The organism is Paraburkholderia atlantica (assembly GCF_000092885.1).
GTDB classification, from domain to species: domain Bacteria; phylum Pseudomonadota; class Gammaproteobacteria; order Burkholderiales; family Burkholderiaceae; genus Paraburkholderia; species Paraburkholderia atlantica.
In genome coordinates this window covers 583,450-604,385 of sequence record NC_014117.1, presented here as the reverse complement: position 1 = coordinate 604,385, position 20,936 = coordinate 583,450, and the positions used below count along the sequence as shown (strand labels likewise).

The window sequence follows — 20,936 nt, the reverse complement described above, 5'->3', positions numbered from 1 at the left end:
GGTGCCACCGCAAGCAACGGGGAGTCCGCCATGGTCTCGATGCGCCTGTTGCTCCGTGCCACCCTGTTGGGCACGGCGATCGCGGTAGCCGCGATCGTCGCCGCAAACTGTGGAGGCGGCGGAGGCGGAAACAGCAGTGCCCCGACGGGCACGAGCGCCGGCGGCAGCGCCGCGTCGGGCGCATCGACGCCAGCCGCGGCAAGCGGCGGCAGCACCACCACTGGTGGCACCACGAGCGGCGGCACCAGCACCGGTAGCACCGGCACCTCGGGCAGCGGCTCGGGCACGTCGATGGGCGGCACCTCGGCGGCAGCCGTGCAGGAAGTGCTCACCTATCACAACGACATCGCGCGCACCGGCCAGAACCTCGGCGAAACCACACTGACGCCCGCCAACGTGACGGCCGCGACGTTCGGCAAGGTCGGCTTCTTCAGTGTCGACGGCAAGGTCGACGCGCAACCGCTATTCGTCGCTTCGCTGGCGATCGCGGGCGGCACGCATAACGTACTGTACGTCGCGACCGAGAACGATAGCGTGTACGCATTCGATGCCGACACCGGCGCGACCCTGTGGCAGGTGCGCACACTCGGCAGCGGCGAAACCCCGAGCGACGACCTCGGCTGCTCCCAGATCGTGAACACGATCGGCATCACCTCGACACCGGTAATCGACCGTTCGCGCGGCACGCACGGCACGATCTATGTCGTCGCGATGTCGAAGGACGCGGCCGGCGGCTACCATCATCGGATTCACGCGCTCGACCTCGCGACCGGCGCCGAACTGCTGAACGGTCCCACCGAAGTCGCCGTCACCTCTTACCCGGGCACCGGCGCGGGCAATACGAACGGCGTCCTGCCGTTCACCACGCCGTTGTACGCGGAGCGCGCGGGGCTGCTATTGCTCGGCAGCACGCTTTACACGTCATGGACCTCGCACTGCGACCACGGCGGCTACACGGGCTGGATCATGGGCTACGGCGCCGACACGTTGCAGCAGACCACCGTGCTCAACGTGACACCTAACGGCATCGGCGGCGCGATCTGGATGAGCGGCGCGGGACCGGCGTCGGACGGCTCGTCGATCTATCTGCTCGATGCCAACGGCACCTTCGAAACGACGATGACCTCGAATGGCTTTCCGTCCAACAACGATTTCGGCAATACGTTCCTGAAGCTCGGCACGTCGGGCGGCCTGTCGGTCGCGGACTACTTCGCGATGACGAACGTCGTGCAGGAGGCCAACGACGACATCGACCTCGGCTCCGGCGGCGCACTGGTGCTGCCGGACCTGACCGACGCGAACGGCGTCGTGCAGCATCTGACGCTCGGCGCGGGCAAGGACAGCACCATCTACGTGCTGAATCGCGATTCGATGGGCAAGTTCAACCCGACGATCAACAACATCTATCAGGAGATTCCCGCGCAGCTGGCCGGCGGCGAGTTCGGCATGCCCGCCTATTTCAACGGGCGCGTGTATTTCGGCTCGGTCGGCGATCATCTGAAGGCGTTCACCGTGACCAACGCGAAGCTGTCGATCACACCGACCGCGCAAAGCGCGATGACGTTCGCCTATCCCGGCACGACGCCGAGCATCTCGGCGAATGGCACGACGAATGGCATCGTATGGGCCGCCGAAAACGGCAACGTCGCGGCACTGCATGCGTTCGACCCGGTCACGCTCAACGAGCTGTACAACAGCAACCAGATGGGTACGCGCGATCAGTTCGGCACCGGCAACAAGTTCATCACACCGATGATCGCGAACGGCAAGGTGTATGTCGGCACGACGAATGGCGTGGCCGTGTTCGGGCTGCTGGGTGGCTGACGCGGACGACGCGCCGAGTCATTGCGACGCGACACGCCCGTGGTCTCGCACCAACGACGAGCGCCGGCATTCGTTGCCGGCCCTCGCTGATCGTGACTGCCGCGCGCTCACTCTCGCGCCGGCAGAATCTCTCCGGCACACGTGCCAAATCCCACGCGATACCCGTCGCCCTGGCACCAGCCGACCAGCGTCAACTCATCGCCGTCCTCGATGAACGTGCGCGTACCGCCCTCCTGCAACTCCAGCGGCTTCTTGCCGTTCCACGTCAGTTCGAGCAGGCTGCCGTACGAATCCTCGGTCGGACCGCTGATGGTCCCCGAGCCCATCAGGTCGCCCACCCGCGTATTGCAGCCCGCCACCGTGTGATGCGCGAGCTGCTGCGCCATCGTCCAGTACATGTATTTGAAGTTGGTCCGCGCGATCGTGCTCGCTTGCCGCGCGTGTGGCGCGCGCAAGCTCACTTCGAGATGAATGTCGAACGCATGCTTCCCTTGATGCCGCAGATACGCGAGCGGCTCCGGCTCCTGCACCGGCTGCGCGACGCGGAATGGTTCGAGCGCATCGAGCGTGACGACCCACGGCGAGATTGTCGTCGCGAAGGTCTTCGCGTTGAACGGGCCGAGCGGCACGTATTCCCATTGCTGGATGTCGCGCGCGCTCCAGTCGTTCAGCAGCACCATGCCGAAGATGTGCGCCTCCGCGTCCTCGCAGGCGATCGGCTCGCCCAGCGCATTGCCGCCGCCGATAATGAAACCCGTCTCCAGTTCGATATCGAGCTTGCGGCACGCGCCGAACACCGGGCGCTCCTGATCGGGCAGCTTGAGTTGACCATTGGGGCGACGCACCGGCGTACCGCTCACGACCACCGACGACGCCCGTCCGTTGTAGCCGATCGGCATCTCCGACCAGTTCGGCAGCAGCGCATTCTTCGGATCGCGGAACATCGCGCCGACATTGGTCGCGTGTTCCTTCGATGAATAGAAATCCGTGTAGCCCGGAATCTGCACCGGCAGATGCAAACGCGCGTCGGCCGCGCGCACGAGCACCTTCGCGCGCAACGCGGCATCGTCGCGCAGCGTCGCGGTGTCGCGCGCGAGCAGTTGGCTCAACTGGATTCGAACGCCGCGCCATGCGTCGCGGCCGAGCGCGATGAAATCGTTCAGCGCATCGCGCGCGAACACGTTCTGCGCCGGCGCGTTCAGCAGATTTGCTTCCTGCAACGCGGCGAGATCGACGATCTGATCGCCGATCGCGACGCCCACGCGCCGCGCGTCGTTGCCACGGTCGCTGAAAATGCCGAACGGCAGATTCTGGATCGGGAAGTCGCAGGCCGGCTCGTTGGCCGACTCGATCCAGCTCTTGCGCGACGCATCGAGCGTCGCCTGGAGATCGTTCACCGCGTTCATCGTTGCTCCGGATTGAAATGTTTCTCGAGGCCTTGCCAGCACTCGTAGTAATGCGCCTGCAGTTGCGCGGATTCGAGCGCGAAGCGCGTCGGCTTGATCAGCGTGCGCGTCTCGAACATGAAGGCCATCGTGTCGTCGACCTTCTTCGGCACCGAGGTATCGATATGCGACGCTTTCTCGAACGTGTCCGCGTCCGGGCCGTGACCGGTCATGCAGTTGTGCAGGCTCGCGCCGCCTGGCACGAAGCCCTCGGCCTTCGCGTCGTAGACGCCATGCACGAGCCCCATGAACTCGCTCGCGACGTTGCGATGGAACCAGGGCGGCCGGAATGTATCTTCGGCGGCGAGCCAACGGGGCGGGAAGATCACGAAGTCGAGCGTATCGACGCCCGGCGTGTCGCTTTGCGATTGCAGCACGAGGAAGATCGACGGGTCCGGATGGTCGAAGCTGATCGAGCCGATCGTGTTGAAGCGGCGCAGGTCGTACTTGTACGGCGCGTAGTTGCCGTGCCATGCGACCACGTCGAGCGGCGAATGGCCGATGTCGGCGCGCCACAGCTTACCGTTCATCTTTGCGACGAGTTCGAATGCACCTTCACGGTCTTCGTACGCGGCGTGCGGCGTCAGGAAATCGCGCGGATTCGCGAGACCGTTGGAGCCGATCGGCCCCAGCTCCGGCAGACGCAGCAGCGCGCCGAAGTTCTCGCAGATATAGCCGCGCGCGCTGCCGTCCGGCAGGCTGACCGCGAAGCGCACGCCGCGCGGAATCACCGCGATCTCGAACGGCTCGATATCGATGCGGCCCATTTCGGTCGCGATATGCAGGCGGCCTTGTTGCGGCACGATCAGTAGTTCACCGTCGGCGCTGTAGAAGAAGCGCTCGTGCATCGAACGGTTCGCCGCATAGAGATGGATCGCGCAACCGCTCATTGCTTCGGCCGAGCCGTTGCCCGCCATCGTGACCCAGCCGTCGATGAAATCGGTCGGTTCGGACGGCATCGGCAGCGGGTCCCAGCGCAGCTGGTTCGGCGGCGTCGGCGGCACCTCGGCGAAGTTCGCGACGAGCCGCTCCGACGGCATCAACGTGAACGGCTTGTGCATGGCCGCCGGGCGAATCCGGTACAGCCACGAGCGACGGTTGTGACCGCGTGGCGCCGTAAACGCCGTGCCCGAAATCTGCTCGGCATACAAACCATAGGCCGCGCGCTGCGGCGAGTTGCGACCGGTCGGCAGCGCGCCCGGCAACGCCTCGGTCGCGAATTCGTTCGCGAAACCCGACTGATAGCCGGGCTCGATTTCAGGCCGCAGACGTTGGTCGGCCGGCGTACGTGTTGAGGTATCCATACAAGGTTCTCCGCGAGTTGCTCGATTCTTTCCCGGGTGATACGTGATCTTTGCCGTCAGGCTCAGGCCGGCTCCGCTTCGGACGCGCGGTTGGGTTGCCGCGTTGCGCCCGCGAGCACGGCCACCAGCAGCGCCGAGCACAGCACCGGCACCGCCGCCGCATGAAACAGCGCGGCATTCGACCAGTTCAGCGCGATCAGCTGTCCGCCGACGAGCGGTCCGATCACCGAACCGATCCGGCCGATGCCGAGACTCCAGCCGATGCCGGTCGAGCGCAGCGCGGTCGGATAGAAATGCCCGGCGAGCGCATTGACCGCCGGCTGTCCGCCCACCACGCAGAAGCCGCCCGCGAACACGACGACGAGCAGCCACGGTAGGACATGCGCGACCGCGCCAATCGTGGCGACCGCGACCGTGGCTACCGCAAAGCACGCGAACAGCACGCGCACGAAGCCCATGCGCTCGATGAACCAGCCGAGCAGCAGCGTGCCGATCACGCCCCCCGTCTGCAGCACCGTGCCGACGATCACGGCGGTTCCCGGCGTGTAGCCGGCGTCGCGCATCACGGTGGGCAGCCAGTTCGACAGAAAGTACAGCACGATCAGATTCATGAAGCTGATCGCCCACAGGATCAGCGTGACCGGAGTGCGTCCCGCGCGGAACAACTCGGCGACCGGCGCGCCGTTGCTGCGTTTTTCGCTGACGACGAGGCGCGTGTTCGCGTCGATCCGCAGAGCCGGGTCGAACTTCGCCAGCCAACTCATCGCGCGCTCGCTGCGCCCTTTCAGCACCAGAAATTGCAGCGACTCCGGCAGCGTCGCCAGCATCGCAAACGCGAGCAGCAACGGCACCGCGCCACCGACCCAGAACACCGCGCGCCAGCCGTAGGCCGGAATCAGCGCGGCGCTGACGAAGCCGCCGACCGCCGCGCCGAGCGTGAAGCCGCACGACACCACCATCATGCGCTTGACGCGATGCGCGGGCGTCGAGAATTCGCCGACCAGCGCCATCGCGTTCGGCATGATGCAGCCGAGCCCGAGACCCGTGATGAAGCGCAGCGCGATCAGCGCGGGAATCGTCGCGACGAACGGCGTGGCGAGCATCGACAGCGAGAAGAAGAACGTCGCGCCGATCAGCACCGGCCGGCGGCCGATGCGGTCGGCCAGCACCGACAGCCCGAGCGCGCCCAGCAGCATGCCGAACAGGCTTGCGCTGAAGACGGGGCCGAGCGCGGTTTTCGCGACGTGCCATTCGGCGATCACGCTGGGCGCGACATAGCCCATGGCCTGCGCGTCGAAGCCGTCGATCAGCAGACACAGTCCGCACAGCGCGAGCAGCATCGCGTGAAAAGTCGGGCGATGCGTTTCGGCGAGCACGCGCTCGACTTCGATCACATTGGCGGCGGGTTGGTCACGCATTGGGCGTCCCTCGAACTGGGTGAAATCATGTTTTACGCATAGTAAAACGAATTACGAATAGTGAAACTAACGTATACCCTTGGAAACGCGCGCGTCAAGCTCGCCATTCCGCGCTGAGCCCCGGCCAATAAGCGTGAGGCCCATAACGTTATGAGCATTTTGTTAATCTGCGCAGGGCGCGTACTGCTACCATCAATGAATGCGGCCATCGCGTCGCGCTGCCACGCGCCCGGTGCGCGTTCATCGTCGCCTTTCATTCGCCTTCATGATTTCGCCGACCATCCCCGATCTGATCGCCCGCGCCGCTCATCACCCGTTTCTCGGCGAGCATCTGGCAATGGGACAAGGCGCGCACGCCGGCATCGCGCTCGCGCATTTCGACGGCATCGAGCTCACCAGCGCCTACGAGCCGATCTTCGACATCAGCGTGCATGGGCTCGCGCAGTCGCTGTCATGCGGCGCCGAAGGGGTGGACCGCTTCGGTGACGAGCTCGGCTTTCAGGCGGTCACGCACCGGCTCGGCGCACCGCCGTTCGACGTGTTCGATCCGTTCGACAACATCGCCGACGATCAGCAGCTGGTCGCACTGGATCGCATGTCGCGCGCGCTGCATGCAATCAACTTCTTCGGCCCGCAGCGGCATGGGCTGCTGTTTCTGCGCGTGCACGAGAGGTTGTTGAAGAGTGTGAAGTACGACCACGGCCTACATTTTTCGAACGTGCTGACGTCGTTCAATCTGAGTCCGGCGCGCATCGTCATCGAGCTGCCGGCGGCGGCAGTCGCGCACAAGACGTTTCTGGGCTATCTGACGCGCAGCTATCAGCACTACGGCTTCAAGGTGGCGGGCAATCTGTCGAACGCGGGGCAGATCCTGTCGGTATCCGAAACCGCGCGGCTCGACTTCATCAAGATGGATGCGTCGGTCGCATTGCGCGACGCGACCGTGAAGCCGCTCGTCGGCTACGCGGGCCGGCTAAAGGTGCCGCTGATTTTCAATCGCGTGATGGACGAGACGCAGTTCTCCGCACTACAGCAGTACGACGTGCGGTTCGTGCAAGGACCATTGTTCAACGCGCATTATCACGACCGGGCGGCGTGACACGGTGTGGGCCCGGTTGGCCGGGGCGCCCCGGCACGACCTTCAGCCCGGCTCCCCCAGCCGCGCCGCGAGCGCCTTCAGACGCGGCGCGACGTTCTCGCGAAACACCTCCTCCCCCATCGACGACGCCGGCCCGCTGCAGCTGAGCACGAGCCAGCGGTTTTCGCGCGGCTCGCGAAACGGCACCGCGACCGCGTTCACGTCGTCATGCCACGCACGAAACGAGTAGCAGCATCGCTCGGTCGCGAACGCGGCGATCTCCTGTTCGGCTTCGGCGACCAGCATCGCCCCCGCCCTGCCGGCCGCTTTTTTCAGTTCCGCGAGTAACGCGGCACGCGCGTCAGGCGGCTGCACGGCGAGATAGGCGCGGCCCATCGAACTCGTCAGCATCGACAGTTTCGAGCCGGATGCGAGGCCGAGCGTCAGCGCTGTTTCGCTGCGGATCGTCTCCAGATACACCATGTCGAGCCCGTCCCGGCACCCGAGCGAGACCGCCGCGCCGACCTCGCGCGCAAGGCTGCGCAGGTGCGGGCGCGCAAGTTCGAGCATGTCGCTGCCCGACAGCAGCGCGAAGCCGAGCGACAGCACGCCCGCGTCGAGCGCATATTTGCCGTGTCTTTCGTCGAGCCGCAGATAGCCGAGCACCGTCAGCGTGTAGGCGAGCCGGTTCACGGTTGCCTTCGGCAAACCCGTGCGTTCGACGAAATCGCGATTGCCGAGCATCGTGTCGCCCGGCTGGAAAGCGCGCAACAGGTCCAGCCCGCGGGCAAGGGCGACGACGAATTTGCGTTCGTCGAGCGGAGCGGAGAAAGTGGATGGCAGCGACATAGGGTGCTAAACTCGGGCGTCGTTTGCAAAACATTGTTTCGCAAGGCGGAACTCAAGTCAAGCTTGTTCTGAGCGTGAAATCAGGGAGATACGTCATGGCCGTAGCCGCGCAGTTTCACTGGGAAGACCCGTTGCTGCTGGATCAGCAGTTGACCGAAGACGAACGCATGGTGCGCGACGCCGCCGCGGCCTACTCGCAGGACAAGCTGCTGCCGCGCGTGCTGGAGGCGTTCCGCCATGAAAAGACCGATCTCGGCATCTTTCGCGAAATGGGCGAGCTCGGCCTGCTCGGCCCGACGATTCCCGAACAGTACGGCGGCCCCGGTCTGAACTATGTCGCGTACGGGCTGATCGCGCGTGAAGTCGAACGCGTCGACTCCGGCTATCGCTCGATGATGTCGGTACAGTCGTCATTGGTGATGGTGCCGATCTACGAATTCGGCTCGGACGCGCAGAAGGAAAAATATCTGCCGAAGCTCGCGCGCGGCGAGTGGATCGGCTGCTTTGGCCTGACCGAGCCGAACCACGGCTCAGATCCGGGCAGCATGGTGACGCGCGCGAAGAAGGTCGATGGCGGCTATTCGCTGTCGGGCTCGAAGATGTGGATCACCAATTCGCCGATCGCCGACGTGTTCGTCGTGTGGGCGAAGCTCGAGGAAAACGGCAAAGACAACATCCGCGGCTTCATTCTGGAGAAGGGCTGGAAGGGTCTGTCGGCGCCGGCGATCCATGGCAAGGTGGGTCTGCGGGCGTCGATCACCGGTGAAATCGTGCTCGACGATGTGTTCGTGCCGGAAGAGAACATCATGCCGGGCGTCAGCGGCCTGCGCGGTCCGTTCACGTGTCTGAACTCGGCGCGCTACGGCATCGCCTGGGGCGCGCTCGGCGCGGCGGAAGCATGCTGGCACATCGCGCGTCAGTACGTGCTCGACCGCAAGCAGTTCGGCCGGCCGCTCGCTGCGAACCAGCTGATCCAGAAGAAGCTCGCCGACATGCAGACCGAAATCACGCTCGGCCTGCAAGGCGTACTGCGCCTCGGCCGCATGAAGGACGAAGGCACGGCCGCCACCGAAATCACGTCGATCATGAAGCGCAATTCGTGCGGCAAAGCGCTCGACATCGCCCGCCTCGCGCGCGACATGCTCGGCGGCAACGGCATTTCGGACGAGTTCGGCGTGGCCCGCCATCTGGTGAACCTCGAGGTCGTCAACACCTACGAGGGCACCCACGATGTTCACGCGCTGATCCTCGGCCGCGCGCAAACGGGTATTCAGGCGTTCTTCTGATGCTGATGCTGGTGTTCTGCTAGTGCAAAAAAAGCCGGTTCATTCGAACCGGCTTTTCTGTTTGATGCCGCGCAGCTTACCGGTTCGGCTGCGGCGTCATGCGCAGGTACGGACGCAGCGCCTTGTAGCCCTTCGGGAATTTCTGCTTGATCACTTCCTCGTCCTTCAGCGACGGCACGATCACGACGTCATCGCCCTGCTTCCAGTTGCCCGGCGTCGCGACTGAGTGGCTGTCGGTCAGTTGCAGCGAATCGATCACCCGCAGCACTTCGTCGAAGTTACGGCCGGTGCTCGCCGGATACGTGATGATCAGACGCACCTTCTTGTTGGGATCGATGATGAACAGCGAACGCACGGTGAACGTTTCGTTCGCGTTCGGATGAATCATGTCGTAAAGCTGGGAGACCTTGCGATCGCCGTCCGCGAGAATCGGAAAACCGACGCTGGCGGCCTGCGTCTCATTGATGTCCTTGATCCACTCCTTGTGCGACTCCGCGCTGTCGACCGACAACGCGATCGTCTTCACGTTGCGCTTTTCGAACTCGCTTGCAAGCTTCGCGGTCAAGCCAAGCTCAGTCGTGCAGACCGGCGTGAAGTCGGCGGGATGCGAGAACAGCACGCCCCAGCTATTGCCGAGCCAGTCGTGAAAACTGATACGGCCAATGCTCGACTCCTGTTCGAAATCCGGCGCAATGTCGCCAAGACGTAGACTCATAGTGCATCTCCAGTAGGTATTCGGAATGTATCCAGATAAGGTCGCGGGCGTGTGCCCGCGACGGCCCGTGACGATAAAGCATAAGGCCGTCGTGGTACATCGCGAACCAACATCGCGTCAGTACTTTATGCGTTTTTGTAATTTTCTCCCGTTTGATGGAAACTTTGCGGGACAGATCAACTCAATCCGATACCGGTCTGAAGCAAAGTGCCCTCGAACGGCTGTCGCTACGCGGTGCCGGGAACGGATCGTGCGTCGGCGGCCTGCAACCGGCACTAGGCTCGCCAGCGACCGTTTCTTTGGTTACGATTCACGCGTAGCGTGAGACAAAGGGAGCTGTCAATGTCGGAAGTCAACAAGGAGAGATTGATGTCGGATATCAAAACCGTCCTCGCGGACGCTGAAGACCTGCTGAAACAGGCCGCGAGCGCTACCGGCGAACGCGCGTCCGAACTGCGCGAGACCGCGCTGACGCGCCTGAAGCAGGCGAAAGAAAAAGCAGCCGACGTTCAGGTCGTGGTCGTCGAAAAAGGCAAGAAGGCCGCCCGTGCTACCGACGACTACGTGCACGAACATCCGTGGGCGTCCATCGGCATCGCCGCCGGCATCGGCGTGATGGTCGGTCTGCTGATCAATCGCAAGTAAAGGCCGGTGAGTCCGCCGGAGCAGGCATGTCCGGCGCACCGGCGATACGGGCGGACCGGCGCGAGCCTCGCCGGTCCCCTTCTGCTGGCGCGCGTGCGCGCCGGCCAGGCCCTCACGCGCAACGCCCACAGCCATGACGACCGAAACACACTCGCAGCGCGCAGGACACAGCCCGTTGCGCCGTATTCTCAGTTCCGTGTTTGCGATTCTGCAGACGCGGCTCGAATTGGTGGGCATCGAACTCGCCGAGGAAAAAGACCGCCTGCTCGGCGTGCTGTTTCTCGGTCTTGCCGCGATGATGCTCGCCACGATGGCCTTGATCGCGTTGACCGCACTCGTCGCCATTGCCTTCTGGGACACTTATCGATGGCAGGCGCTTGCCGGCATCACCGCGGTCTACGCGATTGCCGGGCTCGCCTGCGCGCTGAAGGCGCGCAGCGGTTTGCGCAACGCGCCGCTGGTATTCGAAGCGACCATCGCCGAATTCGAAAAGGATCGCGAAGCGTTTCGCAGCCGCGACTGATGGGCAAGTTTGTCTGCATCCGACCCATTGCCTCACCTCCATTCCCGCCGACACGCCATGAGCCCATCCCGTCCCGATACAGCCTTTCGTAACAAGCGCCATCCGTCGAAGGATCTGAGTGCGCCGCATCTGCGGGCGCTGCGCAAGGAATTGCTGCTCGTGCGCGCGGACGTCGAACGCGTGGAGCTCGCGCAGGCCGCCTTCGAACTGCGCCAGGCCGTCACGCATTTCAGCTGGCTCAAGTTCGTGATTCCCGGCTTCGGCGGCGTGCGCGTCGGCAAAGGGTCGAAGGCGAGCGTGCTCAACGCGGGCACGATCGGCGCATTGCTCAAGCAGTACCCGTTCATCAGCTCGGTCGTTTCGCTGTTGCTCGCCAAACCGTTGCGCGCGACGGTCGTCAGGAGCGCGAGGCCCGCGCTCAAGTGGGGCAGCCTTGCGCTCGGCGCGTGGGAAGCGTTCCGGATCTGGCAACAGATGAAGAACGAGTCGGCGGCGGCGCGAGCGGCGGCGGCTTCCGCTACTGCGCAGTCGGCAGCTGAGCAGGCTGACTCGACGCGAAGCGGCTATTGAAGTCGTGGCCGCTGCGAGGGGCTGCGATCCGCGAGCTATCGGATGTCGCAATCACATGGCCGCGCGCGTCGATTTTGATTGACCCGCTCCCGCTAGCCCGTATTCCAGCATTCGCTGCTCATGGGCGTCGCGCCGCTCGCGTCGTTTCTATTGCCCCGCTGGCCTGTCGCATCTAGCGTGAACGTGCCGCACGGGTCATCGCGCATCGGCCCCGCTTCCACAGGCGCCGCTTCGATCGAATAGCCGCCGTTCGTGTCGTCCGCAGGCAGCGCCCGCACGCGATACACCGGGGCGCCGAACTGCGGCGCCTGATCGATGCCCGCTGGCAAGGCCGGCACGCCATCGCTCGCCGCGGCCTCGACGAATTGCGCAGCCCGATATAACGCCGACGCCGCGTCGATGCGATGAGTGCGCGCGATGTGGCTTCGATACGAAGGGATCGCAAACGCGGCGAGCGTGGCGGCAATCGCGAGCGCGATCACGAGTTCGAGCAGCGTGAATGCGGTTGTGTTCGGCCTTTTCATACGTGTCCAGTCGGTGCGTTCCTCAGAATGATCTCGCGACAACGCGCCGCCAATGACGCTCGATCGCGCCATCCTCGGTCACCAGCTCCAGCTGCAACCAGACCTGTGACTCGCTGCTCTGCCCGAAGCCGCGCGCGCTCAGCAGATAAGCGCTGGCGTTGGGCCGACTCGCGAGACGCCAGCGCTCGATCAGGCATTGCGGCGCACGCGATGATCCCGGCCATTGCGGCACAGGTGTGAGGGCCCCTGCGTCGAACGCAGTTTCCAGCCTCCATTGAGCCGGCTCGCCGGATGTGAGCGGCGGATTTGGCGCGTCGCCAGTTGCCGATAGCACGTTGCGCTCGCACAAGCTGAGCGCCGAATCCGCCGCGTGGAAAGCCTGCAGATAGTCGCGCGCATTGGTCGCCGCGCGAGCGGCCGCGAGCGATGTTTCGAACCATATCGCGGAAGTGGTGAGCATCATGGCCGCGATCAAAAGCACGATGGCTAGCACGACACCGCGTTGATGTGCGCGTCGGGCACCGACCGGACAACTTCGCCTAACCAGGTGTTTCGCTTTTGCGCCTACTCCGCCGCACATGTCGTACGCGCGGCAGCGTTGCGTTGCTGCGTCGCGGTCCATCACGACGACGCCCCCGCGCGATTGCGCAGCGCAACCCTGCGCGAAAATACCTGTCGAGGTCGCAAGTCGGTGCCGAGCGTACTCACGCCATCGCAATCGATGTACTTCGAACGCCGTCCTTGCGGCGCGCCGCGCACCAGCACGCAGACATCTACGGCGACGACGTTCATCCATTGATCCGCCGCGACGGCCGACGCATTCACCGCATCGGCCGCACCGTCCAGCCAGTAGCGCAACCGCACACGCTCGACGCCCTCGACCAGCGGCTGCGCGGACCCCGCATTGCCGCTGCCGACGCAGTAGAGTTCCGGCTCGCCGGTCGAGCCGCTGACGTTGGCGAAGTACCGATTGACCACCGGCGCGCCCTGATCGCCAAGGACTGCGTCGCTGCTCTTGACTGCCTGGCCGACACAATCGGTGACCTGCCCACTCGACGATGGCCATGTCGATACGAGGTCTGCGACGTAACGGATCGCGACGCCGTCGGAGCCGGTGCTCAACGTGGTGCAAGCCAGGCTGTCGTCGGCACCGGTCGGGCGACCGCCCGAGCAGCCGAACAGCGCAGGCGCCGCGTTATAGCCTACGACGTCGGCAGGGACGAAGCCGGCCATCTGCAATTGCTGGCCGATCAGCATCATCGCGGTCAAGCCGGCTTCGCGAATCCGGTTCGCGTTGCTCGCCTGCACGAACGCGTTGCGCTGTGCCGTGTAAAGGGACACGGCGCCCGCGGTCACGATCAGCCCGAGCGCCATCGCGATCAGGAATTCGACCAGGGTGTGACCGCGTGGGCAATCTGGCCGCTTCATTTCGCGAACGCCAACGCGACACACGACGATCCGACCGGTGCATCGACGTCGCCGCAAAGCTCCGCCGGCGGGCCGACCCCATCGCCCGCAGCGGGCCTGTCCCGCACGGACGCCCACGTCACGCGCGCCGCCGCGACCGCGCCGCTCCCGCCGATCGATGCGTCGCCGTGCGGCAGCAGAACGCTCGCCCATGCGTTCCATTGATTGACTGCGGCATCGCCCGCGGAAGGCGTGCGCGTCGCTTCGGCGATCGAGTCGGCTATCCACGCGGCGCTCTCGCGCAGCGACATCGCGCGCGCTTCGCGTGCGGCCCACACCTGAGCCGCGATCAACCCCAGCGCGCTCACCGCGACCAACGCGACCGCCAGCATCACCTCGATCAACGAACTGCCGCCACACGCCGACGCGCGCGCACGCAAACCGGTGTGGAATGTGGGCCGTCTCATGACGTCGCTCCACACGCACCCTCCGAGATCCGCGCGCGGCCTCCTGCCGCAACACTGATGCAGCGCCGCCACGGGTTCCCCTGCACCGACTTCGATGGGCTCCGCGGGGCGATATCGAAACTTCGAAACGCGCCGATTAGTTGCCCTGCGGGCGGCGTGAACGTCATATCCGTCTGCACGCCGGTGATGCTCACCGCCGCTAGCGCCGGCTGCGCGCGCAACAACGACGGCTTGCCGCCGCGTTCGGCGAATACGGCCCAGCCGCAGGCCCAGTCGGCGATGCCGTCGGCGCAAGCTTGGCCCGACGCGAGACAGACGCGCGCGGCGTCGACGCGACACACCGTGATGCGCGCGCCGCGCCGCAGCGCCTCGCTGCGCGCGTAGGCGAACGTGGACAGCAGCGCCTTCGAGCGCGCGTCGATCTGATCGCGCATATGCCATGCCGTGAACGACGGCATCGCCATCACGGCCATCAGCATCACGAGCGCTATCACCGCCAGCGTTTCGACGAGCGTGAAACCGGCGCGCGATGGCCGGCGAGTTCCCTTGATTTCCATCTGCATCCCTGAGCGAATCGAACGGATGCAGCCAATCTAGCGATTCGCGAGCGCGCCGACCATCGTCCGAATGGCCAGGTGGCATTCAGACGTTAGCGCGCGCAACAATGCACGTGACGATCCATCAAGGAGGCGGGAGAAGCGATGCGTGAAGAAAAGCGCGAAATGCGCGAGGCGATGAATGCGAATGACCGCAGCACAGGTGCGGCGTGCGTGCGCTCAGCGCTTACGGGAAGGCTTGGGCGGGGAAGAGGCGCGGCGGAATTCCTCGATCACGTCCTCGAATTCGGAGACGTCTTCGAAGCGCCGGTACACGGAAGCGAAGCGGACGTAGGCGATCGTGTCGAGCGCACGCAACTCGTTCATCACGAGTTCGCCGAGGCGCTCGCTACGCACCTCGCGCTCGCCGCTGCCGAGCAGCTGATACTCGATGCGGGCGACCGCCGCTTCGATCGCGTCCACCGCAACCGGGCGCTTGCGCAGCGCCAGTTGCATGCTCGCGACGATCTTGCGGCGATCGAATTCCGTGCGCGTGCCGTCCTTCTTGACGACCGACGGCAACGCCAGCTCGACCCGCTCATACGTCGTGAAACGCTTGTCGCAGGCCGGGCAGCGGCGGCGCCGTCGAATCGTCGCGCCGTCTTCGGATACGCGCGAGTCGACGACCTGCGTATCGGCGTGGCGGCAGAAGGGGCAATGCATGACGGCTTAGCCGTAAACCGGGAAGCGCTGGGTCAGCTCGGCGACTTGCGCGCGCACGCGCTCGATCGTCGCGGCGTCTTCCGGGTTGTCCAGCACGTCGGCGATCAGGTTGCCGACTTGCTCGGCTTCCTTCACGCCGAAGCCGCGCGTGGTCATCGCCGGCGAACCCAGACGGATGCCCGAGGTCACGAACGGCTTTTCCGGATCGTTCGGGATCGCGTTCTTGTTGACCGTGATGTGCGCCGCGCCGAGCGCCGCTTCCGCAGCCTTGCCGGTGATCTTCTTCGCACGCAGGTCGACCAGCATCACGTGGCTTTCCGTGCGGCCCGACACGATGCGCAGACCGCGCTTGACCAGCGTTTCAGCGAGCACGCGCGCGTTCTCGACGACCTGCTGCTGATACGCCTTGAATTCCGGCGACAACGCTTCCTTGAACGCGACGGCCTTCGCGGCAATCACGTGCATCAGCGGACCGCCCTGGATGCCCGGGAAAATCGCCGAGTTGATCGGCTTCTCGTACTCGGCCTTCATCAGGATCACGCCGCCGCGCGGGCCGCGCAGGCTCTTGTGCGTGGTGGTGGTGACGAAATCGGCGTGCGGCACCGGGTTCGGATAAACGCCCGCGGCGACGAGGCCCGCGTAGTGCGCCATGTCGACCATGAAGTAGGCGCCAACCGACTTCGCGATCTTCGACAGGCGTTCGAAGTCGATGCGCAGCGCAAACGCGGATGCGCCCGCCACGATCAGCTTCGGCTTGTGTTCTTGCGCGAGCTTTTCAGCCGCGTCGTAGTCGATGTCTTCGGCTTCGTTCAGACCGTAGCTGACCACGTTGAACCACTTGCCCGACATGTTGACCGGCGAGCCGTGCGTGAGGTGGCCGCCGTGCGCGAGGCTCATGCCCATGATCGTGTCGCCCGGCTTGAGCATCGCGAAGAACACGCCCTGGTTCGCCTGCGAGCCCGAGTTCGGCTGCACGTTCGCGGCTTCGGCGCCGAACAGCTGCTTCACGCGGTCGATCGCCAGCTGCTCGGCGACGTCGACGTATTCGCAGCCGCCGTAATAGCGCTTGCCCGGATAGCCTTCGGCGTACTTGTTCGTGAGTTGAGAGCCTTGCGCGGCCATCACGGCCGGGCTCGTGTAGTTTTCCGACGCGATCAGTTCGATGTGCTCTTCCTGACGCCGGTTTTCCTGCTCGATAACCTTCCAGAGTTCAGGATCGACGTTGGCGATGGTGCTTTGGGCTCTGTCAAACATACGGGTTCCGTTGAGTGTTTTCAGGTTGACCGGATCGTGCGCCGAATCCTGCGTAGAGGGTACACAGCGGGGTACGCAGCGCTGTGGGCGGCGAGGCTTGCCCTGACGTGGCGAGTGGAGAGTCGCCGCACACGCGAGGCACGCCAGCCACCGTCAGCGCAGATTAATGCGCGCGGTTCACGGCTGCCCAGGCGAACGGCAAAACGGCACCCTGCGCTTCACGGTGGGTTGTTCCACCTTGAACCCGATTGGTTGAATCGGCTGAGTCGGACGACTCGGTTCTATCGCCAGTCACGCAGGGTCGAGCGCGTTAGTGTATTGGAAGAGGCCCGAATAGGCAACCGACTTCCGGGCGCTCCGACGCCCGCTGGCGGGCCCTGCGGGCGGTCCGGCGACCCCGCCGCGCAACCATCCTACGAAAGCGCGCCGGCTGCGCCGCGCACCCGTTGCGCGCCGCTGCGGCAGACCCCGATCCGGCTCGTGCATCCTTGCCGCAGCGCGGCATTGGAAGTAGGCTTGGGGCCTTTGTCTCTTACCGACCAGGGAACTGCAATGATCGTGTTTGTCACAGGAGCGTCGGCCGGCTTCGGCGCTGCCATCGCCCGCTCGTTCGTCAGGGGCGGCCATCGTGTCGTCGCCACTGCTCGCCGCAAGGACCGCCTTCAGGCACTCGCCGACGAACTCGGCGACGCGCTGCTGCCGTACGAACTCGACGTGCGCGACCGCGCCGCCGTCGATGCAGTGCCGGCCTCGTTGCCGGCCGACTTCGCCGCGATCGACGTGCTCGTCAACAACGCCGGCCTCGCGCTCGGCACCGAGCCGGCGCACAAGGCAAGCCTCGACGAATGGAACACCATGATCGAGACCAATTGCACGGGTCTCGTGCAGGTCACGCATGCGCTGCTGCCCGGCATGGTCGAGCGCAATCGCGGACATATCTTCAATCTGGGTTCGGTGGCCGGCCGCTGGCCGTACGCGGGCGGTAACGTGTACGGCGCGACCAAGGCGTTCGTGCGCCAGTTCAGCCTGAACCTGCGCGCAGACCTCGCAGGTACCGCGCTGCGCGTGACCGACATCGAGCCGGGTCTGTGCGGCGGCACCGAGTTCTCGAACGTGCGCTATCGCGGCGACGACGACAAGGCCGCCAAGGTCTACGAAAACGTGCAGCCGCTGACGGCCGAAGACATTGCCGATTCCATCTATTGGATCGCCACGCGCCCGGCCCATGTCAACATCAACACGATCGAGCTGATGCCGGTCGCGCAGTCGTTCGCCGGTCTGTCCGTGCATCGCGGCTGAATTTGAAGGCGGCCGGCGACGGCCACTGCTACCATTGGTCGCGCCGCCGCCCACCATCATGCCGGCTTTTTCTCGCGGCGCGCCGATAACCCGCTTCCCCGGTCCCGGCGCGGCCGACAAAGCCGGCCTTCATCGCCGCCGACACCCGCCCCACGCCACTCACACTTCGAAACAGACCCCGAAGTTTGCGTTCCGGTAGAATGCGCCGCATGAATATGTCGACCAGCCAGCCAGGCACGGAAATCGGCTATACGTGGTCCATCCGCGTGTATTACGAAGATACCGATGCCGGCGGCATCGTGTTTTACGCCAATTACCTGAAGTTTTTCGAACGGGCTCGCACCGAATGGCTACGCGCGTGCGGCGTCGACCAGCATCGGCTTGCGGAAGAAAACGACGCGATTTTCATCGTGCGCAGTACCGCGGTCGATTACCGGGCTCCGGCCCGGCTCGACGATCTCGTGAAAATTATCAGCCGGATCGAGCGTGTTGGCCGAGCTTCGGTAGACTTCGTGCAGGAAGCCTGGCGCGAAGGCACGTTGCTTGCTAGCGGGTCGGTCCGGGTTGGCTGTGTGGACCGCGCGACGCTGCGGCCAGCCGCGATCCCGCCTTCGGTTCTCGCCGCGCTGCGGCAGGGGCCCGGCGTCGGCGACAGCGCGGACTGAACAACGGCGGCATGTCAACGGACGATACCTGAGCCTCGTTGTTACGAGGCCAGTGAACTCATACCGGTCAGGTAGCACAAAGCATGGTTCGGCTTCGATATCGCCGATGCTTCCGTTTCGTCCACGGCAAGCTTGAAGCGGCTTTGCAGCCGGACGCCCCCTTCCCGGGACGTTAAAACGAACCTTTATGAACACTACACAAGATCTGTCGATCGTTTCACTCGTACTCAACGCGAGCCTGCTGGCCCAGGCCGTCATGGCTCTGCTGCTGTTGCTGTCGCTACTCTCCTGGACTTTCATCTTCCGCAAGTGGTTTGCGATTCGCCGGGCGCGCGCGCAAACTGAACGCTTCGAGCGCGATTTCTGGTCGGGCGGCGACCTGCAGGCGCTGTATCAGAGCGCCGCGAACAACCGCCACACGATCGGCGCGCTCGAGCGGATTTTCGAGTCCGGCATGCGTGAATTCCTGAAAGGCAAAGAGAAACGCCTGAACGATCCCGGCGCGATTCTCGACGGCGCCCGGCGCGCGATGCGCGCGGCATTCCAGCGTGAAATGGACGTGCTCGAAGCGAACCTCGCGTTTCTCGCGTCGGTCGGCTCGGTCAGCCCGTATATCGGTCTGTTCGGCACGGTGTGGGGGATCATGAATGCGTTCCGTGGCCTCGCCAACGTGCAGCAGGCCACGCTCGCGAACGTCGCGCCGGGCATCGCGGAGGCGCTGACCGCCACCGCGATCGGCCTGTTCGCCGCGATTCCGGCCGTGGTCGCCTACAACCGCTACGCGCACGACATCGACCGTCTGGCGATCCGCTTCGAAACCTTCATCGAAGAGTTCTCGAACATCCTGCAGCGCCAGGCACACTAAGGAGGCCCCGATGGCAGGCTCCCGCTCCTCCAGCATGCGCGGCTCGCGCTCGCGTCGCGCGATGGCCGACATCAACGTCGTGCCGTACATCGACGTGATGCTCGTGCTGCTCGTGATCTTCATGGTCACGGCGCCGCTCGTCGCACCGTCGATCGTCAATCTGCCGACCGTCGGCGGCGCCGCCCCGCAGCAGCAGACGCCGCCCGTGATCGTCAATATCCGCGCTGACGGCAACATGAGCGTCAAGTACAAGGACGACTCCGGCACGCAGCAGCAGGAAGACATGACGAAAGCCGGCCTCAAAGGTTTCATCGCCGATCGGGCACAATCGCACCCGGATCAGCCCGTCGTGATCGCCGCCGACAAAACCGTGAAGTACGAAGTCGTGATGAATGTGATGTCCGAGTTGAAGGCTCAGGGCGTCAAGCGCGTTGGATTGCTTGTCAAATCGCAATGATCCGCAAGAACACCGAATATCCGCTTCAGCCACCGCGAGAACGCGGCACCGGGCGAGCTTTTCTGTTCGCGCTGGTGATGCATGCGCTGCTCGGATTCTTTCTTTATCACGGCATCCAGTGGCAAAACAGCACGCCCGAGGGCGAGCAGGCGGAACTATGGACCGAGGTGCCGGATTCGGCGATCCCGCACCCCGTCGTCACGCCGCCGCCCGCGCCGGTTGCCCCTGCTCCTCCCGTGCGCGACGAGCAGGCCGACATCGCGCTGCAGGAAAAGAAGCGTCAGCAGCAGGAAGCGGCTCGCGCCGCGCAACTGGCCGAGCAACAGCGCCAGCAGAAGCTAAAAGAGCAGCAGGAAGCGGAAGCAAAACGTCAGCAGCAACTGGCGGCCGAGCAGGCGGCCCAGCTCGCGGCGCAGAAGGCCGCGAAGCTCAAGCAGCAACAGGCGCAGCAGCAACAACAGCAACAGCAGCAGGCCGAGAAGCTCAAGCAACAGCAACTCGCCGAGCAGCAGAAGCAGCAGCAACTGAAAGAACAGCAGGAGCAGCAGCAAAAACAGGCACAGGCGGAAGCGCAAAAGAAGGCTGATGCCGAGAAAGCGGCGAAGGCGAAGGCGCAAGCCGAAGCGGCCGCGCAGGCGAAGAAGCAGCTCGACAACGAACGTCGCGCGCGGCTCGCGCAGATGCAGGGTCTTGCTGGCGGCGTGGGCGGCAGCAGTTCGAGCAGCAACGGACTGGGCAAGAGCGGAACGGGTAGCGGCTCCGGAGGCACGGCCGCGTCGCCGGGCTACGCGGACAAGGTGCGACGGCTGGTGCTTCAGCATGTGAACTGGGGCGGCGAAACGGAAGGTCTCGAAACCGTGATCGCCGTGCGCTGTTCGCCGGACGGCAATCAGCTGAGCGCAAACATTACCCGCAGCAGCGGCAACGCCGCGTGGGACGCCGCCGCGTTGCGGGCGGTGAAAGCCTCGGATCCGATGCCGCGAGACGTGAATGGCAAGACGCCGGACTACTTCACTATCACGCTGCGGCCGGCGGCTTGATGTGCAGGCTGACAGCCGACTGACATCCAACGCCGCGCCCCA

General features: G+C 64.8%; 23 protein-coding genes and 1 riboswitch. Of the genes, 11 read left to right on the top strand and 12 right to left on the bottom strand.

The window, feature by feature from the left end; translation table 11 throughout:
- The first annotated feature begins 30 nt into the window (after nucleotides 1-30).
- Nucleotides 31-1,824: an outer membrane protein assembly factor BamB family protein gene (locus BC1002_RS02715; protein WP_013088542.1), complete on the top strand. Its 1,794-nt coding sequence runs from the start codon at nucleotides 31-33 to the stop codon at nucleotides 1,822-1,824.
- A gap of 107 nt (nucleotides 1,825-1,931) precedes the next feature.
- On the opposite strand, the gene fahA is transcribed toward BC1002_RS02715, so the two are convergent.
- The 3 genes from fahA to BC1002_RS02700 all read right to left on the bottom strand — a co-directional run bounded on the left by fahA (nucleotide 1,932) and on the right by BC1002_RS02700 (nucleotide 5,991).
- The gene (gene fahA, locus BC1002_RS02710; RefSeq protein WP_013088541.1) at nucleotides 1,932-3,230 is read right to left on the bottom strand and encodes a fumarylacetoacetase; all 1,299 of its coding nucleotides are present in this window, start codon (nucleotides 3,228-3,230) and stop codon (nucleotides 1,932-1,934) included.
- Nucleotides 3,227-4,573: a homogentisate 1,2-dioxygenase gene (hmgA, locus tag BC1002_RS02705; RefSeq protein ID WP_013088540.1), complete on the bottom strand. Its 1,347-nt coding sequence runs from the start codon at nucleotides 4,571-4,573 to the stop codon at nucleotides 3,227-3,229. The genes fahA and hmgA overlap by 4 nt, the downstream gene beginning before the upstream one ends.
- 62 nt (nucleotides 4,574-4,635) lie before the next feature.
- Entirely contained in the window at nucleotides 4,636-5,991 is a 1,356-nt protein-coding gene (locus BC1002_RS02700; protein WP_013088539.1) for an MFS transporter, read from the bottom strand.
- A gap of 265 nt (nucleotides 5,992-6,256) precedes the next feature.
- Here BC1002_RS02700 and BC1002_RS02695 point away from each other — a divergent pair, with 265 nt between their 5' ends.
- A complete protein-coding gene (locus BC1002_RS02695; protein WP_013088538.1) occupies nucleotides 6,257-7,090 on the top strand; it encodes an EAL domain-containing protein in 834 nt (277 codons plus the stop codon).
- Nucleotides 7,091-7,132: 42 nt separating this feature from the next.
- Here BC1002_RS02695 and BC1002_RS02690 read toward each other — a convergent pair whose 3' ends face one another.
- The gene (locus BC1002_RS02690) at nucleotides 7,133-7,918 is read right to left on the bottom strand and encodes an IclR family transcriptional regulator (RefSeq protein WP_013088537.1); all 786 of its coding nucleotides are present in this window, start codon (nucleotides 7,916-7,918) and stop codon (nucleotides 7,133-7,135) included.
- A gap of 95 nt (nucleotides 7,919-8,013) precedes the next feature.
- Here BC1002_RS02690 and BC1002_RS02685 point away from each other — a divergent pair, with 95 nt between their 5' ends.
- On the top strand, nucleotides 8,014-9,204 hold the full coding sequence (locus BC1002_RS02685) for an acyl-CoA dehydrogenase (RefSeq protein ID WP_013088536.1): 1,191 nt from the start codon (nucleotides 8,014-8,016) through the stop codon (nucleotides 9,202-9,204).
- Nucleotides 9,205-9,280: 76 nt separating this feature from the next.
- On the opposite strand, the gene BC1002_RS02680 is transcribed toward BC1002_RS02685, so the two are convergent.
- Nucleotides 9,281-9,919 carry a peroxiredoxin gene (locus tag BC1002_RS02680; RefSeq protein ID WP_013088535.1) on the bottom strand — a complete coding sequence of 213 codons (639 nt, stop codon included), beginning with the start codon at nucleotides 9,917-9,919 and terminating at the stop codon, nucleotides 9,281-9,283.
- Nucleotides 9,920-10,261: 342 nt separating this feature from the next.
- Here BC1002_RS02680 and BC1002_RS02675 point away from each other — a divergent pair, with 342 nt between their 5' ends.
- The 3 genes from BC1002_RS02675 (at nucleotide 10,262) to BC1002_RS02665 (ending at nucleotide 11,657) form a co-directional block, all read left to right on the top strand.
- Nucleotides 10,262-10,564 carry an ElaB/YgaM/YqjD family protein gene (locus BC1002_RS02675; protein WP_013088534.1) on the top strand — a complete coding sequence of 101 codons (303 nt, stop codon included), beginning with the start codon at nucleotides 10,262-10,264 and terminating at the stop codon, nucleotides 10,562-10,564.
- A gap of 133 nt (nucleotides 10,565-10,697) precedes the next feature.
- A complete protein-coding gene (locus BC1002_RS02670) occupies nucleotides 10,698-11,087 on the top strand; it encodes a phage holin family protein (protein ID WP_013088533.1) in 390 nt (129 codons plus the stop codon).
- A 57-nt stretch (nucleotides 11,088-11,144) separates the two neighbouring features.
- Nucleotides 11,145-11,657, top strand: a complete 513-nt coding sequence (locus BC1002_RS02665; protein ID WP_013088532.1) for a DUF3318 domain-containing protein — start codon at nucleotides 11,145-11,147, stop codon at nucleotides 11,655-11,657.
- Between the two features lie 92 nt (nucleotides 11,658-11,749).
- Here the strand turns inward: BC1002_RS02665 and BC1002_RS02660 are convergent, their stop codons facing one another.
- The 7 genes from BC1002_RS02660 to glyA form a co-directional block, all read right to left on the bottom strand.
- Nucleotides 11,750-12,181, bottom strand: a complete 432-nt coding sequence (locus BC1002_RS02660) for a type IV pilin protein (RefSeq protein WP_013088531.1) — start codon at nucleotides 12,179-12,181, stop codon at nucleotides 11,750-11,752.
- A 22-nt stretch (nucleotides 12,182-12,203) separates the two neighbouring features.
- Nucleotides 12,204-12,644, bottom strand: coding sequence for a pilus assembly PilX family protein (locus tag BC1002_RS02655; RefSeq protein WP_238537911.1), 441 nt, complete (start codon nucleotides 12,642-12,644; stop codon nucleotides 12,204-12,206).
- A 158-nt stretch (nucleotides 12,645-12,802) separates the two neighbouring features.
- A complete protein-coding gene (locus BC1002_RS02650; RefSeq protein ID WP_013088529.1) occupies nucleotides 12,803-13,609 on the bottom strand; it encodes a type IV pillus assembly protein in 807 nt (268 codons plus the stop codon).
- A complete protein-coding gene (locus BC1002_RS02645) occupies nucleotides 13,606-14,055 on the bottom strand; it encodes a type IV pilus modification PilV family protein (protein WP_013088528.1) in 450 nt (149 codons plus the stop codon). Before BC1002_RS02645 ends, BC1002_RS02650 begins: the two co-directional genes overlap by 4 nt.
- Complete coding sequence (locus tag BC1002_RS02640; RefSeq protein WP_018431857.1) at nucleotides 14,052-14,618, bottom strand: GspH/FimT family pseudopilin; 567 nt, start codon at nucleotides 14,616-14,618, stop codon at nucleotides 14,052-14,054. Before BC1002_RS02640 ends, BC1002_RS02645 begins: the two co-directional genes overlap by 4 nt.
- A gap of 213 nt (nucleotides 14,619-14,831) precedes the next feature.
- Nucleotides 14,832-15,314: a transcriptional regulator NrdR gene (gene nrdR, locus BC1002_RS02635; protein WP_008919734.1), complete on the bottom strand. Its 483-nt coding sequence runs from the start codon at nucleotides 15,312-15,314 to the stop codon at nucleotides 14,832-14,834.
- Between the two features lie 6 nt (nucleotides 15,315-15,320).
- On the bottom strand, nucleotides 15,321-16,568 hold the full coding sequence (glyA, locus tag BC1002_RS02630) for a serine hydroxymethyltransferase (RefSeq protein ID WP_013088526.1): 1,248 nt from the start codon (nucleotides 16,566-16,568) through the stop codon (nucleotides 15,321-15,323).
- A gap of 178 nt (nucleotides 16,569-16,746) precedes the next feature.
- Nucleotides 16,747-16,873, bottom strand: a riboswitch (ZMP/ZTP riboswitch).
- Between the two features lie 247 nt (nucleotides 16,874-17,120).
- On the opposite strand from glyA, the gene ydfG reads away from it, so the two are divergent.
- The 5 genes from ydfG to tolA all read left to right on the top strand — a co-directional run bounded on the left by ydfG (nucleotide 17,121) and on the right by tolA (nucleotide 20,894).
- Entirely contained in the window at nucleotides 17,121-17,867 is a 747-nt protein-coding gene (gene ydfG / locus BC1002_RS02625) for a bifunctional NADP-dependent 3-hydroxy acid dehydrogenase/3-hydroxypropionate dehydrogenase YdfG (protein WP_013088525.1), read from the top strand.
- A gap of 200 nt (nucleotides 17,868-18,067) precedes the next feature.
- Complete coding sequence (ybgC, locus tag BC1002_RS02620; RefSeq protein ID WP_013088524.1) at nucleotides 18,068-18,532, top strand: tol-pal system-associated acyl-CoA thioesterase; 465 nt, start codon at nucleotides 18,068-18,070, stop codon at nucleotides 18,530-18,532.
- A gap of 187 nt (nucleotides 18,533-18,719) precedes the next feature.
- Nucleotides 18,720-19,397: a protein TolQ gene (gene tolQ, locus BC1002_RS02615; RefSeq protein ID WP_006047860.1), complete on the top strand. Its 678-nt coding sequence runs from the start codon at nucleotides 18,720-18,722 to the stop codon at nucleotides 19,395-19,397.
- A 10-nt stretch (nucleotides 19,398-19,407) separates the two neighbouring features.
- Nucleotides 19,408-19,854, top strand: coding sequence for a protein TolR (tolR, locus tag BC1002_RS02610; protein ID WP_013088523.1), 447 nt, complete (start codon nucleotides 19,408-19,410; stop codon nucleotides 19,852-19,854).
- Complete coding sequence (gene tolA / locus BC1002_RS02605) at nucleotides 19,851-20,894, top strand: cell envelope integrity protein TolA (protein WP_013088522.1); 1,044 nt, start codon at nucleotides 19,851-19,853, stop codon at nucleotides 20,892-20,894. The genes tolR and tolA overlap by 4 nt, the downstream gene beginning before the upstream one ends.
- Nucleotides 20,895-20,936 lie beyond the last annotated feature (42 nt).

Bases quoted from the DNA above. Each gene is read 5' to 3' on its own strand.
- BC1002_RS02640 (WP_018431857.1), bottom strand. From the start codon at position 14,618: ATGCAGATGGAAATCAAGGGAACTCGCCGGCCATCGCGCGCCGGTTTC.
- BC1002_RS02660 (WP_013088531.1), bottom strand. From the start codon at position 12,181: ATGAAAAGGCCGAACACAACCGCATTCACGCTGCTCGAACTCGTGATC.
- ybgC (WP_013088524.1), top strand. From the start codon at position 18,068: ATGCGCCGCATGAATATGTCGACCAGCCAGCCAGGCACGGAAATCGGC.
- ydfG (WP_013088525.1), top strand. From the start codon at position 17,121: ATGATCGTGTTTGTCACAGGAGCGTCGGCCGGCTTCGGCGCTGCCATC.
- nrdR (WP_008919734.1), bottom strand. From the start codon at position 15,314: ATGCATTGCCCCTTCTGCCGCCACGCCGATACGCAGGTCGTCGACTCG.
- BC1002_RS02695 (WP_013088538.1), top strand. From the start codon at position 6,257: ATGATTTCGCCGACCATCCCCGATCTGATCGCCCGCGCCGCTCATCAC.
- BC1002_RS02650 (WP_013088529.1), bottom strand. From the start codon at position 13,609: ATGAAGCGGCCAGATTGCCCACGCGGTCACACCCTGGTCGAATTCCTG.
- BC1002_RS02680 (WP_013088535.1), bottom strand. From the start codon at position 9,919: ATGAGTCTACGTCTTGGCGACATTGCGCCGGATTTCGAACAGGAGTCG.
- BC1002_RS02685 (WP_013088536.1), top strand. From the start codon at position 8,014: ATGGCCGTAGCCGCGCAGTTTCACTGGGAAGACCCGTTGCTGCTGGAT.
- tolR (WP_013088523.1), top strand. From the start codon at position 19,408: ATGGCAGGCTCCCGCTCCTCCAGCATGCGCGGCTCGCGCTCGCGTCGC.
- BC1002_RS02665 (WP_013088532.1), top strand. From the start codon at position 11,145: ATGAGCCCATCCCGTCCCGATACAGCCTTTCGTAACAAGCGCCATCCG.
- BC1002_RS02655 (WP_238537911.1), bottom strand. From the start codon at position 12,644: ATGATGCTCACCACTTCCGCGATATGGTTCGAAACATCGCTCGCGGCC.
- BC1002_RS02715 (WP_013088542.1), top strand. From the start codon at position 31: ATGGTCTCGATGCGCCTGTTGCTCCGTGCCACCCTGTTGGGCACGGCG.
- tolQ (WP_006047860.1), top strand. From the start codon at position 18,720: ATGAACACTACACAAGATCTGTCGATCGTTTCACTCGTACTCAACGCG.
- fahA (WP_013088541.1), bottom strand. From the start codon at position 3,230: ATGAACGCGGTGAACGATCTCCAGGCGACGCTCGATGCGTCGCGCAAG.
- BC1002_RS02675 (WP_013088534.1), top strand. From the start codon at position 10,262: ATGTCGGAAGTCAACAAGGAGAGATTGATGTCGGATATCAAAACCGTC.
- BC1002_RS02700 (WP_013088539.1), bottom strand. From the start codon at position 5,991: ATGCGTGACCAACCCGCCGCCAATGTGATCGAAGTCGAGCGCGTGCTC.
- hmgA (WP_013088540.1), bottom strand. From the start codon at position 4,573: ATGGATACCTCAACACGTACGCCGGCCGACCAACGTCTGCGGCCTGAA.
- BC1002_RS02690 (WP_013088537.1), bottom strand. From the start codon at position 7,918: ATGTCGCTGCCATCCACTTTCTCCGCTCCGCTCGACGAACGCAAATTC.
- BC1002_RS02645 (WP_013088528.1), bottom strand. From the start codon at position 14,055: ATGAGACGGCCCACATTCCACACCGGTTTGCGTGCGCGCGCGTCGGCG.
- glyA (WP_013088526.1), bottom strand. From the start codon at position 16,568: ATGTTTGACAGAGCCCAAAGCACCATCGCCAACGTCGATCCTGAACTC.
- tolA (WP_013088522.1), top strand. From the start codon at position 19,851: ATGATCCGCAAGAACACCGAATATCCGCTTCAGCCACCGCGAGAACGC.
- BC1002_RS02670 (WP_013088533.1), top strand. From the start codon at position 10,698: ATGACGACCGAAACACACTCGCAGCGCGCAGGACACAGCCCGTTGCGC.